The 15667-nt window shown below is 74.0% G+C and carries 13 protein-coding genes; 5 read left to right on the top strand and 8 right to left on the bottom strand.

What is annotated here, in order from left to right; translation table 11 throughout:
• Nucleotides 1-173 precede the first annotated feature (173 nt).
• From serA to ASG49_RS10450, 4 genes are all read right to left on the bottom strand, one after another.
• Complete coding sequence (gene serA / locus ASG49_RS10465; RefSeq protein WP_056541384.1) at nucleotides 174-1382, bottom strand: phosphoglycerate dehydrogenase; 1209 nt, start codon at nucleotides 1380-1382, stop codon at nucleotides 174-176.
• Nucleotides 1383-1586: 204 nt separating this feature from the next.
• Nucleotides 1587-3236 (bottom strand): DNA repair helicase XPB, encoded by a 1650-nt coding sequence (locus ASG49_RS10460; protein WP_056541382.1) that lies wholly within the window; start codon nucleotides 3234-3236, stop codon nucleotides 1587-1589.
• A 9-nt stretch (nucleotides 3237-3245) separates the two neighbouring features.
• On the bottom strand, nucleotides 3246-3824 hold the full coding sequence (locus ASG49_RS10455) for a TIGR03086 family metal-binding protein (RefSeq protein ID WP_056541379.1): 579 nt from the start codon (nucleotides 3822-3824) through the stop codon (nucleotides 3246-3248).
• 123 nt (nucleotides 3825-3947) lie between these two features.
• Nucleotides 3948-6110 carry a helicase-associated domain-containing protein gene (locus tag ASG49_RS10450; protein WP_056541376.1) on the bottom strand — a complete coding sequence of 721 codons (2163 nt, stop codon included), beginning with the start codon at nucleotides 6108-6110 and terminating at the stop codon, nucleotides 3948-3950.
• A 67-nt stretch (nucleotides 6111-6177) separates the two neighbouring features.
• Between ASG49_RS10450 and ASG49_RS10445 the strand changes: the two genes are divergently transcribed.
• From ASG49_RS10445 to ASG49_RS10435, 3 genes are all read left to right on the top strand, one after another.
• Complete coding sequence (locus tag ASG49_RS10445) at nucleotides 6178-8022, top strand: GAF domain-containing protein (RefSeq protein ID WP_056541374.1); 1845 nt, start codon at nucleotides 6178-6180, stop codon at nucleotides 8020-8022.
• 79 nt (nucleotides 8023-8101) lie between these two features.
• Nucleotides 8102-8878, top strand: a complete 777-nt coding sequence (locus ASG49_RS10440; protein WP_056541372.1) for a 3-hydroxybutyrate dehydrogenase — start codon at nucleotides 8102-8104, stop codon at nucleotides 8876-8878.
• A 93-nt stretch (nucleotides 8879-8971) separates the two neighbouring features.
• Nucleotides 8972-10339 (top strand): MFS transporter, encoded by a 1368-nt coding sequence (locus tag ASG49_RS10435; RefSeq protein WP_056541369.1) that lies wholly within the window; start codon nucleotides 8972-8974, stop codon nucleotides 10337-10339.
• 134 nt (nucleotides 10340-10473) lie between these two features.
• Here the strand turns inward: ASG49_RS10435 and ASG49_RS10430 are convergent, their stop codons facing one another.
• Nucleotides 10474-11046, bottom strand: coding sequence for a YdeI family protein (locus tag ASG49_RS10430; RefSeq protein ID WP_056541366.1), 573 nt, complete (start codon nucleotides 11044-11046; stop codon nucleotides 10474-10476).
• A gap of 25 nt (nucleotides 11047-11071) precedes the next feature.
• On the opposite strand from ASG49_RS10430, the gene ASG49_RS10425 reads away from it, so the two are divergent.
• Nucleotides 11072-11668 (top strand): hypothetical protein, encoded by a 597-nt coding sequence (locus tag ASG49_RS10425; protein ID WP_056541363.1) that lies wholly within the window; start codon nucleotides 11072-11074, stop codon nucleotides 11666-11668.
• Here the strand turns inward: ASG49_RS10425 and ASG49_RS10420 are convergent.
• Genes ASG49_RS10420 through ASG49_RS10410 form a run of 3 tightly spaced genes read right to left on the bottom strand, consistent with a single transcriptional unit; the run spans nucleotide 11665 to nucleotide 13739 of the window.
• The gene (locus ASG49_RS10420; protein ID WP_056541360.1) at nucleotides 11665-12336 is read right to left on the bottom strand and encodes an anti-sigma factor; all 672 of its coding nucleotides are present in this window, start codon (nucleotides 12334-12336) and stop codon (nucleotides 11665-11667) included. The two genes, ASG49_RS10425 and ASG49_RS10420, sit on opposite strands and share 4 nt — an antisense overlap.
• Entirely contained in the window at nucleotides 12333-12887 is a 555-nt protein-coding gene (locus tag ASG49_RS10415) for a sigma-70 family RNA polymerase sigma factor (protein ID WP_056541357.1), read from the bottom strand. The genes ASG49_RS10420 and ASG49_RS10415 overlap by 4 nt, the downstream gene beginning before the upstream one ends.
• 21 nt (nucleotides 12888-12908) lie before the next feature.
• Nucleotides 12909-13739 (bottom strand): DUF4394 domain-containing protein, encoded by an 831-nt coding sequence (locus ASG49_RS10410; protein ID WP_056541354.1) that lies wholly within the window; start codon nucleotides 13737-13739, stop codon nucleotides 12909-12911.
• A gap of 122 nt (nucleotides 13740-13861) precedes the next feature.
• Between ASG49_RS10410 and ASG49_RS10405 the strand changes: the two genes are divergently transcribed.
• The gene (locus ASG49_RS10405) at nucleotides 13862-15127 is read left to right on the top strand and encodes a NupC/NupG family nucleoside CNT transporter (protein WP_056541349.1); all 1266 of its coding nucleotides are present in this window, start codon (nucleotides 13862-13864) and stop codon (nucleotides 15125-15127) included.
• Nucleotides 15128-15667 lie beyond the last annotated feature (540 nt).

The following is a 15667-nucleotide window of genomic DNA, read 5'->3' as shown; positions in this document are numbered from 1 at the left end:
CGCGACCAGCCAGACCAGTCCGGCGGCCGTCGCGAGGCCGACCGCGGCCGCGACGAGGTCCTGCCCGAGGGCGACCTCACCAGCAGCGGCTCGGGCGGCTCGGAGGCACGGTAGGAGGGACCGCTCACCCGGACATGGTGCCGCGTCGACGACGGCCGCGGGCGGCGTACGGCTCAGGCGTGGTGGGTGCGCAGCCAGATCGTCGACTCCGCGTCGCGCAGCCCGGCGATGGCGGCGTCCGACAGGGCGGTCTCGACGTCGGTGACGACGTAGCCCTGCTCGCCGCGCGTGGAGAGGTACTGCGCGGTCACGTTGGCCTCCTGTTCGGCCAGCACCTGGTTGACCGAGGCGAGGACGCCCGGGACGTTGTGGTGGAGCAGCGCGACGCGCGACCCGGTGGTCAGTGCCGGGACGGGCACCTCGGGCAGGTTGACCGACAGCTCGGTGCTCCCGCCGGCGTGGTAGCGGGTGAGCTTGCCGGAGACGAAGTAGCCGATCTCCTCCTGGGCCTCCTGCGTCGAGCCGCCGACGTGGGGGGTGAGGATGACGTTGGGCAGCCCGCGCAGCGCCGACTCGAACTCGTCGCCCTGCGCCTTGGGCTCCACGGGGAAGACGTCGAGCGCGGCGCCGGCGATGTGGCCCGAGAGGATGTGCTCGCGCAGCGCGACGTCGTCGACGACCATGCCGCGGGCGGCGTTGATGAACAGCGAGCGCGGCTTCATCTGCGCGAACTGCGCGGCACCGAACATGCCGGCGTTGCCCGGGCGGCCGTCGACGTGCAGCGAGACCACGTCGGCCTCCTCGAGCAGCTGCTCCATGGTGGCCACGCGCCGGGCGTTGCCGTGGGCCAGCCGGTCGGCGGTGTCGAAGAAGATCACCCGCAGGCCCATCGACTCCGCGAGGTTGGACAGCTGGGTGCCGATGTTGCCGTAGCCGATGATGCCGAGCGTGCGGCCGCGGACCTCGTGGCTGCCCTGCGCCGACTTGTCCCAGACGCCCGCGTGCATCTTCTCGGTCTTTTCCGGCAGTCGGCGGGCCAGCGCGATGATCTCGCCGATCACCAGCTCCACGACGCTGCGCGTGTTGGAGTACGGCGCGTTGAACGCCGCCACGCCCCGCGCGGCCGCGGCCGCCAGGTCGATCTGGTTGGTGCCGATGCAGAAGGCCCCGATCGCCCGCAGGTCGGGGCAGGCGTCCAGCACGCGCTCGGTGACCTTGGTGTTGGAGCGGATCCCCACCATCGTCTTGCCCTGCAGCGCCTCGATCAGGTCGTCCTCGGCGAGCGAACCGGGGCGGGTGTGCACGAGGACGTCGTTGCGCTCGAACACGTCGGTCGCGACGGGGTGGATGTTCTCGAGCAGGAGGACTTCGGGCTTGGTCACGGGTCCGAGTTTACGAGGGTGGCCGACCGGGGCCGTGCTCGCCGTCTGTCGCGAGACGGTGGGGGCGGGGGTGCGCGCGGGGGTGCTGACCGGCCCGGCGTACGGAGACGCGCGGACACAAGTCCTGCCGAGCGCGGCCTTCGTCCGGGTTCGTCCGGGCGCTCGGCGGACTTGGGTCCGCGCGTCTACGGGGCAGCGGCCGCCTCAGAGGTCGGCGGCGTCGAGGATCCGGTAGGCGTAGCCCTGCTCGGCGAGGAAGCGCTGGCGGTTCTGGGCGAAGTCGGCGTCGACGGTGTCGCGGGAGACGATCGTGTAGAACCGGGCGGGCTTCTGGGTGCCGTCGGCGCCCTTGGCCTTGGGGCGCAGCAGCCGCCCCAGGCGCTGGGCCTCCTCCTGCCGGGAGCCGAAGGAGCCGCTGACCTGGATCGCGACAGCGGCACCGGGCAGGTCGACGGAGAAGTTCGCGACCTTGGAGACCACGAGCAGCGGGATCTCGCCGTGGCGGAAGCCCTCGAAGAGCCGCTCGCGCTCCTTGACGCTGGTCTCGCCCTTGATGACGGGGGCGTCGAGGTGCTCGGCGAGCTCGTCGAGCTGGTCGAGGTACTGGCCGATCACCAGGGTCGGCTCGCCCGGGTGCTGGGAGACGAGGTGCGCGGCGACCTTGACCTTCTCGTGGGTGCAGCTGGCGAGGCGGTAGCGCTCCTCGGGCTCGGCGGTGGCGTAGGCCAGCCGCTCGGAGTCGGGCAGCGTCACCCGCACCTCGACGCAGTCGGCGGGGGCGATCCAGCCCTGGCTCTCGATGTCCTTCCACGGGGCGTCGTACCGCTTCGGGCCGATCAGGCTGAACACGTCGCCCTCCCGGCCGTCCTCGCGCACCAGGGTCGCGGTCAGGCCGACGCGGCGACGGGCCTGGAGGTCGGCGGTCATCCGGAAGATCGGCGCGGGCAGCAGGTGCACCTCGTCGTAGACGATCAGGCCCCAGTCCTTGGCGTCGAGCAGCTCGAGGTGGGGGTAGACGCCCTTGCGGCGCATCGTGAGCACCTGGTACGTCGCGATGGTGACCGGCTTGACCTCCTTCTTGGCCCCGGAGTACTCGCCGATCTCGTCCTCGGTCAACGTCGTACGACGCACCAGCTCGCTCTTCCACTGCCGCGCGCTGACGGTGTTGGTCACCAGGATGAGCGTGGTCGCCTTGGCCTGGGCCATCGCGGCCGCGCCGACGAGGGTCTTGCCGGCGCCGCAGGGCAGCACCACGACGCCGGAGCCGCCGTGCCAGAACGACTCGGCCGCCTCGCGCTGGTAGGGCCGCAGCTGCCAGTCGGCCTGGTCGAGCTCGATCGGGTGGGCCTCCCCGTCGACGTACCCCGCGAAGTCCTCGGCCGGCCAGCCGAGCTTGAGCAGCGCCTGCTTGAGGTTGCCGCGCTGGCTGGGGTGGACGGCGACGTTCTCGGGGTCGAGCCGCTCGCCGAGCATGCCGGAGACCTTCTTGGAGCGGATCACCTCCTCGAACACCGCGCGGTCGGAGCTGGAGAGCACCAGGCCGTGGACCGGGTGCTTGTCGAGGCGGATCCGGCCGTAGCGGTCCATCGTCTCGGCGACGTCGACGAGCAGCGCGTGCGGCACGGCGTAGCGGCTGAAGGTGAGCAGCACGTTGACGACCTGCTCGGCGTCGTGGCCGGCGGCGCGCGCGTTCCACAGCCCCAGCGGGGTGAGCCGGTAGGTGTGGATGTGCTCGGGGGAGCGCTCGAGCTCGGCGAACGGCGCGATCGCCTTGCGGGCGGCGTCGGCCTGCTCGTGGTCGACCTCGAGGAGGAGGGTCTTGTCCGACTGGACGATGAGGGGGCCGTCGTTCACCGCTCGAGCCTACGGAGGGGGCGTGCGGGGCGTGCGACCGGAGAGGCCCAGCACGCGGTCGAAGTACGCCGCCCCGTCGGGCACGGCGACGACCGGCCCGAACAGCCCGCCCCGGTCGGACCCGTCGGGGACCCCCTCCGACGGCGAGACGATGGGCAGCACGGCGTCGCACTCGGCGTCGGTCGGCTCGTAGGCCTGCCCGGTGGCGGCGGCGAGGTCGTGCCCGTGCAGCAGCACCTCGTCGAGCGCCACCAGCCCGGCCACCTCGCCCGGCAGGTCGACCCCGCCGGCCCTGGTCATCCCGGTCCAGGAGGCCGGGTCCCGCCACGCGGCGGCGAGACCGGCCAGTGCGGCGGGCACCTGCTCGCGCCAGTCGTCGGGCAGCGGGTCGTCGACCGGGGCGGGGGGCGTGCTCGTCGTCGGCCCGTCCAGCTTGGCCGCGGCGTCGCGGAAGGCGATCGCGAGGCCGAGCAGGTGGTTGAGCACCTGCTGCACGGTCCCCGCGGGGGTGGGTCGGTCGAGGTGCTCGTCACCCACCGCGGTGGCCACGGCAGCGGTGCGGTCGGTGGTGGGGGTCAGGTCGATCATGGTGGTGTCGACCGGCGCGGGTCGGCGTACTCATCGGGGTGGGCAGGCTTTTCGTCACCTCGGCAGGCATCGCGACGCCTGCCAAGCACCAGATTCCCCGGACGTCCGGGGAATCAGCAGCCCCTACCCCGGCTGCCGGGTGACGGCGGTGATGCGGTGGACGGCGAAGGTGCGGTCGGCGTCGCTGCGCTCGTCGTACGCCGTGAGCTGGCCGCCCTCGACGCGCACCGGCGTGACGACGCGCTCGGCGACGGTGCCGTCGTTGCCGACGTAGCCGATGACCAGCTCGCCGCGGGTCTCGACGGCCTCGCGGAGCAGGGCGATCACCTCGGCGGGGGTGGAGGCGCTCAGGGTGCGCTCGGCGCGGGTGCGGGTGGTGCGGTCGCCGGAGCGGACGGCCGCGACGACGGCGCCGGTGCGGGCGGCGGTGCGGACCGCCGGAGGGGAGCCGCGGCGCGGGGCGCGGGCGCGGTAGACGTCGGGGCGGGCGACTTGGACGGTGCCGTCGGCGGCCTCGACGACCGGCGCCAGGCCGAGCTCGCGCAGCCGGGGGAGCAGCGTGCCGAGCGCGACGTCGGAGACCAGCACCGTGGGGGCGAGCCGGCGCAGCCGGAGCGTCGCCGCGCCGGGGGCGTGGAGCAGCTCGGTGAGTGCGGTCTCGTCGTCGCTGCGCAGGAACGACTCGGCCCGACCGGCGCGCAGCGTGCCGAACCGGCGCGAGACGTCGTCGACGAGGTAGGTCAGTGACTGCGGGACGGGAGTGCGCGAGACGCTGCCGACGAAGTCGTGGACCTCGGCCGCGGACCAGCCCGCGTCGAAGGCGCGACGCACGGAGGAGCCGGCGAAGCGGTAGACGGTGGCACCGCCGCGCGACTCCACGTCGGCCACCATCGCCAGCCGGCGGGCGACGTCGTGCTCGAGCGGGCCGGGGGCGACGGCGGTGAGGTCGGCCTGCAGCAGCACCTGGTCGACCGGGGTCGGCAGCAGCGCGGCGAGGGCGTCGACCAACTCGCCCTGCTCGTCGCCGTCGAGCAGCCGGCGCGCGTAGGTGGGCGGGCCGTCGAGCCCGGTGAGGCCGAGCAGCGCCGCCTGCGCCAGCAGCGGGGCGACCTGCTGCCAGCGGGACGCAGGCCGGCGGGGCCGTCGCCAGCGCAGCCGCTCGACCAGGGACGGGACGCCGGTGACCGGGGCCAGCACCTCGCCCGGCGGCAGTGAGGCCAGCTCGGCGAGCACGTCGTGGCGCAGGTCGCGCAGCCAGCTGCGCTCGAGGTCGGGGGAGAGGGCGTTGACGGGCTTGTCGGCCATGCGGGCGCCGACGAGCGAGACCAGCCGTGGCGAGTCGAGCCAGGCCCGGGCCAGCCGCAGCCAGCGGTGGGCGGCGTCGCCGACCAGCCAGGCGTCGTAGGCCTCGGTCGGCAGCCAGGCCCCGTCGAGGTCGTCGGTCATGCCCTGGGCGAGCAGCCCGGCGGCGGCGGCGGTCTCGACGACGAGGGCGGCGACGTCGCTCTCGACGTGGAGCAGCCCGGTGGTCGCCTTGAGCTCACGGACGCCGAGCCCGCCGCCCTTGAGCGCCGGCGGGGCGTGGGTCCCCCAGCGGTCGAGGAGCAGCTCGGTGCGGCGTACGGCCTCGAAGGCGGCGCCGGCGGCGGCCCGGTCGACGAGGGCCGCGCCCCGGTCGGAGGTCGCCAGGGCGGGTGGTACGTCGAGCGGGTGCTCGGCGGAGGCGTACCACCCCAGGCGGACGGTCCACGGGACCGCGACGTGGCGCTCGTCGCGCCGGGCCAGCAGGCCGGTGGCGACGAGGTCGGCGGTCGGCCCGGGACGCCCGCTCCAGCGGCCGTCGGCCAGGGTGGTGACGAGGTGGTCGAGGATCGCCCGCGCCTGCGGGTCGAGGTCGGCGAGCAGGTCGGGGACACGCTCGACGTCCGGACCGGGGGGCACGGCGAGCAGGTCGGCGACCACGGTGACCGGACGCGGGGGCGTGCCCCACACCAGCGCCAGCAGGTCGAGCCGGTCGAGCGCGGCGTCGACCGACCCGGCGGACGCGGGCAGGTCGTGGGGGTCGGTCTGCTGCACCAGCGCCTGCAGCACGGTCAGCTCGAGCAGGTCGAGGCCGTCGAGGGCGCGCAGCACCGAGCTGCGGACCACCACCCGCGCGGCCAGCTGCGAGGAGTCGTGCGGCGCGGGGGTGGCGAGGTCGGGACGGGCGACCAGGAGCGCCGCCAGCCGCTCGTCGGGCCAGCCGCGCAGCTGGTCGGCGAGGGAGCGGGGGGCGGCGGTGGACATCCGTCGAATTCTACGGGCCCGCTCGTGGGGTCGTCGCCCCACGAGCGTCGCTGGCAGGATCGGGGCCGTGGACGTGGCCGGCGACATCCTGGAGCAGCTGCTCGCCGGCGCCGGTCGCGAGGAGCTCGAGGCCACCCTCGCCCGCGCCGAGGGGGAGGTCGAGCCGCGCGAGCTGGCGCGGGTGCGCGACCTCGCCGCCCGGGTGCGGGACCAGATGGAGCGGCAACGCAGCCGGGAGGCCGAGCTGTCGGGCCTCTACGAGACCGCCCGCGACCTGACCGCGATCCGCGACCTCGACGCGATCCTGGCCGCGATCGTGCGGCGGGCGCGGCAGCTGCTGGGCGCCGACATGACCTACCTCTCGCTCAACGACGAGGCCGACGGGGCGTCGTACATGAAGGTGACCGACGGGGCGCTCACGCCGGAGTTCCGCACGCTGCGGCTGCCGTTCGGGACCGGGCTGCTCGGGCTGGTGGCGCAGGCGGGGGCGCCGTACTTCACCGAGGACTACCAGGCCGACGAGCGGTTCGTGCACCGGCAGTACATCGACTCCGCCGTCGACGGCGAGCAGATCCGGGCCATCCTCGGGGTGCCGCTCGAGGTCGAGGGCACCGTCATCGGAGCGCTGCTCGCGGTGCACCGCCGGGTGCGGCCCTTCCCGGCCGAGGAGGTGACGCTGCTGACCTCGTTCGCCGCCCACGCGGCGGTGGCGCTCGAGAACGCCCGGCTGTTCCAGCAGGCCCGCGACGCCGCGGCCGAGGCGGACGCCGCGAGCGCGGAGCTGCGGGCGCGCGGCGCGGCCACCGAGCGCGCCGCGCACGCGCACGACCTGCTGACCGACGTGCTGCTGCACCGCGGCGGCGTGGTCGAGGTCGGGCAGGTGCTGGCCGAGGTGCTCGGCGGCCACGTCGAGGCGTACGACGAGGACGGCCGTCAGCTCGCCGGGCAGCCGGCCGCCCCGCCGGAGGGCCTGGCCGAGGCCGTCGCCCGGGCCCGGACGTCCGGACGCTGCACCCGCACCGACGACGCGGGCACCTGGGTGGCCGCCGCCACCGCGGGCGACGAGCACCTCGCCACCCTGGTGCTGCGCACCGACGGCCCCATGGGGCTGCCCGAGCGGCGCACCCTGGAGCGGGCGGCGCTGGTGACGGCGATGGTGCTGCTCTTCGGTCGCAGCGAGGCCGAGGCCGAGAGCCGCGTGCGCGGCGAGCTGGTCGCCGACCTGCTGGCGGCCCGGCCGCAGGACCCGGAGCGGCTGCGGGTGCGGGCGCGGCAGCAGGGGGCCGAGGTCGACGGCGACCTGGCCGTGGCCGTCGCCCGGCACGCCTCGGAGCGGGCGGGGCAGCGCGTCGTCGGCAGCCTCGCCCGCGAGCTGCGCGGGCTCGGGACGGTCCACGAGGGCCAGGTGGTGCTCGTCGCCCGCGCCGAGCCGGTGGCGCTGGGGGAGCAGCTCCGCGACCGGCTGGGAGGTGCCACGGTCGGCGTCAGCCACGTCGAGGGCGGGCTGACCGGGGTGGCCGCCGCGTGGCGGGAGGCCCGGCGGACCCTGGGCGTGCTCTACCGCCTGGGCCGCACCGGCGAGGTCGGCGACCCGGCAGCACTGGGGCTGGCCCGGCTGCTGCTCGGCGACAACGGGCCCGCGGAGGTCGACGAGTTCGTCGACCGCACCATCGGCCCGCTGCTGCGCTACGACGCCGAGCGCGACACCCGGCTGGTCGAGACGCTGGCGGTCTGGCTCGACGCGAGCGGGGGCCTGCGCGAGACCGCCGAGCGGCTCCACGTGCACCCCAACACCGTCACCCAGCGGCTGGACCGGGTGGGCCGCCTGCTCGGCGCCGACTGGCGCCAGGGCGCCCGCCGGCTCGACGTGCACCTCGCGGTACAGACGCACCGGCTGCGCGACCTGATGTGACCTGAGCACACACATCGCCGCAGATGGTGTGCCTCACCACATCGCCACGCGGCGGTGACCCGCCGTAGCGTCCCGGGGCATGACCTCCCTCACACCCGGTGGGCCCGACCTCGCCGGCCGGACCGCCCTCGTCACCGGCGCGGGCAGCGGCATCGGCCGCGCCGTGGCGCAGGCCCTGGCCGAGCACGGCGCCACCGTCCTTGCGCTCGACGTCGACGGTGACAAGGCCACCGAGGCCGCGCAGGCCGTCGGTGGCGAGGCCCTCGTGGCCGACCTGTCCGACCGGGCCGCGATCGACGCGCTCGAGCTGGGCTCGCGCGGCATCGACGTGCTCGTCAACAACGCCGGTATCCAACACGTCGCACCTGTCGAGGAGTTCGACCCCGACCGGTTCGCGCTGATCCACCGGATCATGCTGCAGGCGCCGTTCCTGCTCGCCCGTGCCGTCCTGCCCGGGATGTACGCCGCGGGGTGGGGTCGGCTGGTCCACGTCTCCTCGGTGCACGGCCACCGCGCCTCGGCGTACAAGTCGGCCTACGTCAGCGCCAAGCACGGCCTCGAGGGCCTGTCCAAGGTCCTCGCCCTCGAGGGCGCCGCGAAGGGCGTCACCAGCAACACCGTCTGCCCCGGCTACGTCCGCACCCCGCTGGTCGAGGGCCAGATCGCCGACCAGGCGCGCAGCCACGGCATCCCCGAGGACGAGGTCCTCGACTCCGTCCTGCTCGCCCGTACGCCGGTGAAGCGGCTCGTCGAGCCCGACGAGGTCGCCCGCACCGTGGCCTACCTCTGCGGGCCCGGCTCGCAGTCGGTCAACGGCTCGTCGTTCCTCATGGACGGCGGCTGGACCGCGCAGTAGCGCCGGCCGCCCCGCGTCGGCACCCGCACGACCCGCCCACCCCGCACCGCCCGTCTGCACCGCACCACCGCCCACACCACAGGAGATCCACCCATGTCAGCACCCACCACCGGGGCCACCAGCCCCCAGACCGAGAAGCCCGGACCGGGCATCGTCAAGGTCGTCTTCGCCAGCCTGATCGGCACGGCCGTCGAGTGGTACGACTTCTTCCTCTACGGCTCCGCCGCCGCCCTCGTCTTCGGGGTGCTGTTCTTCCCCGAGGGCGACGAGGTCACCGGCACGCTGCTCGCGTTCGGCACCTACGCCCTCGGCTTCGTCGCCCGACCGCTCGGCGGCGTCGTGTTCGGCCACTTCGGCGACCGGGTCGGCCGCAAGAAGATGCTCGTCACCTCGCTGCTGATGATGGGCATCGCGACCTTCGCGATCGGCCTGCTGCCGACGTACGCCACCATCGGCATCGCGGCGCCGATCCTGCTGCTGGTCTGCCGGCTGGTGCAGGGCTTCGCCGTCGGCGGCGAGTGGGGCGGCGCGGTCCTGATGGCGGCCGAGCACGGCAAGGACAGCCAGCGCGGCTTCTGGTCGTCGTGGCCCCAGGCCGGCGTGGCGCTGGGCAACCTGCTCGCCACCGGCGTGCTGTTCGTGCTCGCGGCCTTCCAGAGCGACGCCGCCTTCGAGGCGTGGGGCTGGCGGATCCCGTTCCTGCTCTCCGCCGTGCTCGTGCTGATCGGTCTGTGGGTGCGCCTGTCGATCGAGGAGTCCCCGGTCTTCAAGGAGGCCCACGCCGAGATCGTGGAGAAGAAGCAGGAGGCCAACCACATCCCGATCCTGGAGGTCTTCAAGAACTACCCCCGCGAGGTCTTCTCCGCGATGGGCATGCGCCTGGCCGAGAACACCAGCTACTACATCTTCACGATCATCGTCATCACCTTCGTCACGACGTACGACGGGCAGGAGCGCGGCCCGATCCTGCAGGCGCTGCTGATCGGCTCGGTCGTGCACTTCGTGTGGATCCCGATCGTGGGCGGGGTGTCCGACGTGGTCGGCCGCAAGCCGCTCTACCTGGCCGGCGCCGTCGGCGTCGCCGTGTGGACGCTGTTCTTCTTCTTCCCGCTGGTCGAGAGCGGCACCCAGGGCAACCTGATCATCGCCGTGGTCGTCGGCCTGATGCTGCACGGACTGATGTACGCCCCGCAGGCGGCGTTCTTCTCCGAGCTGTTCGGCACCTCGGTGCGCTACACCGGCGCCTCGGTGGGCTACCAGCTCGCCTCGATCCTGGCCGGCGCGATCGCCCCGATCGTGGCGCTGAGGCTGCTCGGCTCGGTCGAGGAGTCCAACACCTTCGCGGTCGGCATCTACATCACCGTCACCTCGGTGCTGACGATCATCGCCGTGCTCGCCGCCAAGGAGACCCGCAACACCTCGCTGCGCCACGACCGCGTGGTGCGGGGTGCGCACGACTGATCGGTCCGGGGGCCGGGCCTGCCGGTTTCCCAGGTGATGAACCCGAGCTGCCTCTCCGCACACGGCACGTCGTGTGTGGAGAGGCAGTTCTGTGTGCGAGGAGGCGACTTCCCTTCATCACCTGGGAAACCGGATCACCCCGCCGGACGCTCGCCCGCCGCGGTCCGGTCGGCGACCTCGGTGACGCGGCGGGCGCGGGTGTCGGGCCGCTTGGCGCCGACGAGGTGGACCAGCGCGGCCCGGCGGGCCGAGCGGCTCAGCGCGTCCCAGGTCGGCCGGGCGGCCCGGTCGGCCAGGGCCGTCGCCAGGTCGTCGGGCACGACGAGGTCCTCCACGTCGTCGAGGAGCGTCCACGAGCCGTCGGCGACCGCCGCGTCGACGACCGCCTGACCGGCCGGACACATCCGGCCCTCGTCCTGCAACCGGGACAGGCGCTGCTTGTTGGGCCGCGACCAGCCGCTGCCCGGCCGGCGGTGCGTGAACCACATCGCCGTGCGCTCCTCGTCGAGGGCCTTCGAGGTGGCGTCGATCCAGCCCTGGGTCAGGGCCTCGCACACCAGGTCGTCGTACGACGGAGCCGGGCGACCCGTCGACCGCTTCCACCACACCACCCACACGCCCGTGCCGCGGTCGTGGTGGGCGGCGAGCCAGTCGCGCCACTGCTCGGCGCTCTCGACGTGGAGCTGCTCCCCGTCCCGGACCGCCATGGCGCCGACGCTAGCCTCGACGCCGATGTCCGTCACGCCCGCAGCACCCCTCGTCTGGTACGTCAGCTACGGCTCCAACATGGCCGCCGACCGCCTCGCCGCCTACCTGGCCGGCGGCGTCCCGGCCGGCGGCCGCCGCGTCAACCCCGGCGCTCGCGACGCCACCCCGCCGCGGCGCAGCGAGCCGGTCGACCTCCCGGGCGCGCTCTACTTCGCGGGCGAGTCGCCGCAGTGGGGCGGGGGAGTGGCGTTCTACGACCACGACGCGACCGACCGCGGCCCGACCGCCGCGCGCGCCTACCTCGTGACCGCCGCCCAGTTCGCCGACGTGGCGGCGCAGGAGATGCACCGCGTGCCCGCGGCCGGTGACCCCGTCGAGCAGGTGCTGCTCGACGGGTTCGAGGGTCGTCACGAGGTCGGGCCCGGCCGCTACGAGACGCTGCTCGAGGTGGGGCGGCTGGAGGGGCTGCCGCTGCTGGTCTTCACCTCGCCCCACGGCATCGACGCGGTGCCGCACACGCAGCCGGCGCCGCACTACCTCGCGATGCTCGCCACCGGGCTGCGCGAGTCGCGCGGCTGGGACGAGGCGCGCTTCCGGGCGTACGTCGACCGGGTGACCTAGCCGAAGGTCGCGGCGGCGACCACCCGGCCGTCGCTGTCGGTGACCTCGAAGCCGGCCGCCTGGTCGCGCAGCACCGAGCTGTTGAGGTTGCAGTCCATCTCCCGGGCGCCGGTGCCCACGAACTCACCGGCCGGGTAGCGCCGGCCGCCCCTGCCGAGGACGTCGACGCGGTAGCGCCCGCCGTCCTCGAAGCCGCTGGCGCGCAGCTTCACCTCCACGCCCCAGGTGTGGTTCACGAGCGCGGCGGAGGCCTGCACCCCGGGCGCCTCGTCGCGGACGCCGACCGCCTCGGTGGGCACTGCCGGCGTCGTCGGGGTGGGGTCGTTGCGCAGGCTCTGCACGCCCAGGGAGAGCACCAGGGCCAGGGCGGCCGCGACCCCCGCGACGCCTGCCGTCCGCGCCCACGACGTACGCCGCTCGGCCCGCGCCGCGTGCTCGACGGCCCCCACCACCCGGTCGGCCAGACCCGGGGGCACGTCGCCCGCCGCCGGGGCGGGGCGCACGCGCAGGTCGGCCAGGGCGGCCGCCACGGGGGTCAGCTCGCCGAGCTCTGCGGTGCAGGAGGCACACCCGTCGAGGTGCTGCTCCAGTCGGGCCGCGGACGCCTCGTCGAGCTGGCCCAGCACGTAGACGCCCAGGTCGGTCCGCAGCCGTTCGTGCTCGTTCACGGTGACACCTCCATCTCCTCCATCACCACGCGCAGCGCCTTGAGGCCGTAGAAGACCCGGCTGCGCAGCGTGCTCGCCGGGATGCCCAGCTCGGCCGCCACCTCGTCGTAGGGGCGGTCCAGCAGGTAGGTCTGCTCCAGCGCCACCCGGTGGTCCTCGCCCAGGCGCCGCAGCGCCTCCTCCACCAGCCAGCGGTGCACCAGACCCTCCCACGCGTCGGGCCCGACCTCGGGCGACCCGGCGAGCGTCTCGTGGTCGGCCAGGCTGCGCAGCCAGGGGCGGGCGCCGCGGTTGCGGTGCAGGTCGACCACGACGTTGCGCGCGATGCCGAACAACCAGGTGCGCAGCGCGGCGACCTGGGGGTCGTAGCGCTCCCGGGCGCGCCAGGCGCGCAGGAAGGTCTCCTGCACCGCGTCCTGCGCGAGCCCCGCGTCACCGAGCCCGCGCAGCGCGAACCGGTAGAGCTCGCCGCCGTGGGCGGCGTACGCCTCGCGCACCCCCTCCTCGCGGGAGAAGGTGGGGGTGTGCGGGGTGTGGCGGGTCGACGCCATCGGTGGTGGGGGCTCCTGGGGTCAGCGCGGGATCGGCAGGGCGATGTCGCTGACCTGCAGCGACCGGGGGAAGGTGCCCCGGCGGTCGGCGTCGCCGCTGATCAGGTCCACGCTGTACAGACGGTAGGACCCGGCGAAGGACATCGTGGCGTATCCGGTGCTCTGGCTGCCGACGATGTCGAACCCGGCGTCGCCCCCGGCGTTGAGGCCGAACTTGCCCGTGGCGGCCAGGGTGCCGGCGTTGGCGGGGACCTGGGTGACGACCTGGTCGAGCGCGGTGTCGAGGTCGTAGAGGGTGGTCGCCGTGTCGGGGTCCAGGTCGTTGTTGGTGTACGCCGCTGCCACGACGCCGGTCGCCGTCGCGGCGGGAGCCGTCGGCGTCGCCGGGTAGGTCAGCGTGCCGTCCACGACGGTGGTGTCGTCGGCGAGGTTGTGGCGCAGGTTCTGACCGGTGTTGCTGACGACGCGGAGCCGGTCGGCGGCCGGGTTGAAGTCGACGCCGAAGGCGGTGCCGGACAGGGCCACGCTGAGCTGGCTGACCTTGGTGGCCCGGGCCCGGGTGTCCAGGGTGTAGATGCCGCCCTGGTCGCCCACGGCGTACAGCTTGCGGTCCTGGACGCGGTAGTCGATGCCGACGACCTCGGTGTCACCGGCCAGGCCCTGGATCGAGCCCAGGCGCTTGACCTTGCTCGCCCGCGAGACCGGGAACTGCACCAGCGTGGTGCCGCCGACGAGGCCGATCGCCTGCCGGGCCGGGGGCTTGCGGGCGGCCTCGGCGCTGGTGGCGGCCACCGGGACGGTGAGGGCGGCCACGAGGCCGGCGGTGATCACTGCGGTGCGGGTGCGGTTCATCGTGGGGCTCCTACGGGTCGGTGGAGGTGCGTGCACCCGTACCTACGTCCCGGTCGCCGCCCGCGTTGAACGAGACGGCGACTTTCTTCCCAGGAGTCCCGACGGCTGGGACGATCGGCGCCATGGCCGACCTCAGAGGGGTCCTCGGACTCGCCCTGCTGCTCCTGGTCGCGGTCGCGTTCTCCCGTCATCGCCGGGGGATCAGCGTGCGCACCGTCGTCGCGGCGCTCGCGCTGCAGGTGGCCTTCGCGCTGCTGGTGCTCCGGTGGGGGCCGGGGGAGGCCGCCCTGCGCTGGGTCTCGGGCCGCGTGGAAGCGCTGATCGGGTTCACCGAGGAGGGCACGAGGTTCGTCTTCGGGTCGCTGCTCGACGTCGGTCCCGAGGACAGCCCGATCTTCGCGCTCAAGGTGCTGCCGGTCATCGTCTTCCTCGGCGCGCTCGTCTACCTGCTGTTCTACCTGCGGGTGATCCAGTGGGTGACGCACTGGGTCGGCGGGGCGATCGCGTGGCTGCTGCGCGTCACCAAGGTGGAGTCGATGTACGCCGCCACGGTGATCTTCCTGGGCCAGAGCGAGGCCCCGCTGATGGTGGCGCCGTACCTCGCCCGGATCCGCACCGCGCAGCTGTTCGCCCTGATGACCGGGGGCTTCGCCGCCGCCGCGGGCTCGACCCTGGTCGGCTACTCGCTGCTGGGCGCGCCGCTGGAGTACCTCCTCGCGGCCACCGTGATGAACGCGCCCGCGGGCCTGCTGATGGCCAAGATCCTCTGGCCCGACAGCACGCCCGAGCCGGACTGGTCGACCATCGAGCAGGCGGCCGCCGACTCCGAGGAGGCCGCCTTCGACGTGCGCACCGTGCGCGACGAGGAGTCGGCCAACGTGATCGACGCGGTCGGGCGGGGCGCGCTGGCGGGCGGCCGGATCGCGGTCACCGTCGGGGCGCTGCTCGTCGCGTTCGTGGCGCTGATCGCGATGCTCAACGCCGTGCTCTCGCGAGTGGGCAGCTGGGTCGGGGTCGACGACCTGACCTTCCAGGGCGTCCTGGGCTGGCTGCTGGCGCCGCTCGCCTGGCTGCTCGGCGTGCCCTGGTCGGAGGCCCCGGAGGCGGGGTCCTTCATCGGCCAGAAGACGATCCTCAACGAGTTCGTGGCGTACGCCGACTTCGGCGCCCAGGTCGACTCGCTCTCGCCGGTGACCGTCGTCGTGGTGACCTTCGCCCTGGCCGGCTTCGCCAACCTGGCCTCGATCGCGATCCAGATCGGCACCTACTCCGCGCTGGTGCCCGAGCGCCGTGCCCAGGTCGCCCGCCTCGGGCTGCTCGCGCTGCTGGGCGGGTCGCTGGCCAACCTCGCCAACGCCGCCGTCGCCGGGCTGGTCGTGGCCACCTAGCGTCTGGCGCCTGCGTCGGGGATCCTGTCCGTCGAGCCCGTCGGGGTGCCCGTGATGGGTCGGGGCGTGGGTCGCCGGCCGGTGGGTCGCTGGGTCGCTGGGTCGCTGGGTCGCTGCGAGCGTCATACGTCCTCGTCGTCCGGGCGGCCGGCTCGTATGACGTCCCGTGGGTGCGTCGTACGAAGTGGTGGCGGGTCGGTGGAGCGTCAGACGGCGTCGTCGTCCAGGTGACCGCTTCGCATGACGTCGCGGGGTGCGTCATGCGGAGTGGTCGTCGGGCCCGCCAGGACGTATGACGAGTCCGGTGGCGTGGCGTGTGCCGGTCGGACGAGGTGGTGCATGCGACGCCGCCGGCTGGTCGAGGAGGTCGCTCTGCGACCGTCACGAGACCCACCGCAACCCGGTCGACGACCACCCGCAAGAAACTTCCGCACGCCGTCCGCATTCCGGACGAAACCCCAGGTCAGAGCCGGTTTCTGTCGGTGCTCGGTGCTTGGATGGAGGTATGGAAGAGCAGGTCGCGACCCCCGCCGGCGGGCA

The sequence above is a fragment of the Marmoricola sp. Leaf446 genome, assembly GCF_001424755.1.
In the GTDB taxonomy this organism is placed as follows: domain Bacteria; phylum Actinomycetota; class Actinomycetes; order Propionibacteriales; family Nocardioidaceae; genus Marmoricola.
This window is presented reverse-complemented; position numbering and strand designations above follow the sequence as displayed.

Coding starts and splice junctions, on each gene's coding strand:
- ASG49_RS10450 (WP_056541376.1), bottom strand. CDS start 6,110: ATGTCCACCGCCGCCCCCCGCTCCCTCGCCGACCAGCTGCGCGGCTGG.
- ASG49_RS10405 (WP_056541349.1), top strand. CDS start 13,862: ATGGCCGACCTCAGAGGGGTCCTCGGACTCGCCCTGCTGCTCCTGGTC.
- ASG49_RS10435 (WP_056541369.1), top strand. CDS start 8,972: ATGTCAGCACCCACCACCGGGGCCACCAGCCCCCAGACCGAGAAGCCC.
- ASG49_RS10410 (WP_056541354.1), bottom strand. CDS start 13,739: ATGAACCGCACCCGCACCGCAGTGATCACCGCCGGCCTCGTGGCCGCC.
- ASG49_RS10455 (WP_056541379.1), bottom strand. CDS start 3,824: ATGATCGACCTGACCCCCACCACCGACCGCACCGCTGCCGTGGCCACC.
- ASG49_RS10430 (WP_056541366.1), bottom strand. CDS start 11,046: ATGGCGGTCCGGGACGGGGAGCAGCTCCACGTCGAGAGCGCCGAGCAG.
- ASG49_RS10440 (WP_056541372.1), top strand. CDS start 8,102: ATGACCTCCCTCACACCCGGTGGGCCCGACCTCGCCGGCCGGACCGCC.
- ASG49_RS10425 (WP_056541363.1), top strand. CDS start 11,072: ATGTCCGTCACGCCCGCAGCACCCCTCGTCTGGTACGTCAGCTACGGC.
- ASG49_RS10415 (WP_056541357.1), bottom strand. CDS start 12,887: ATGGCGTCGACCCGCCACACCCCGCACACCCCCACCTTCTCCCGCGAG.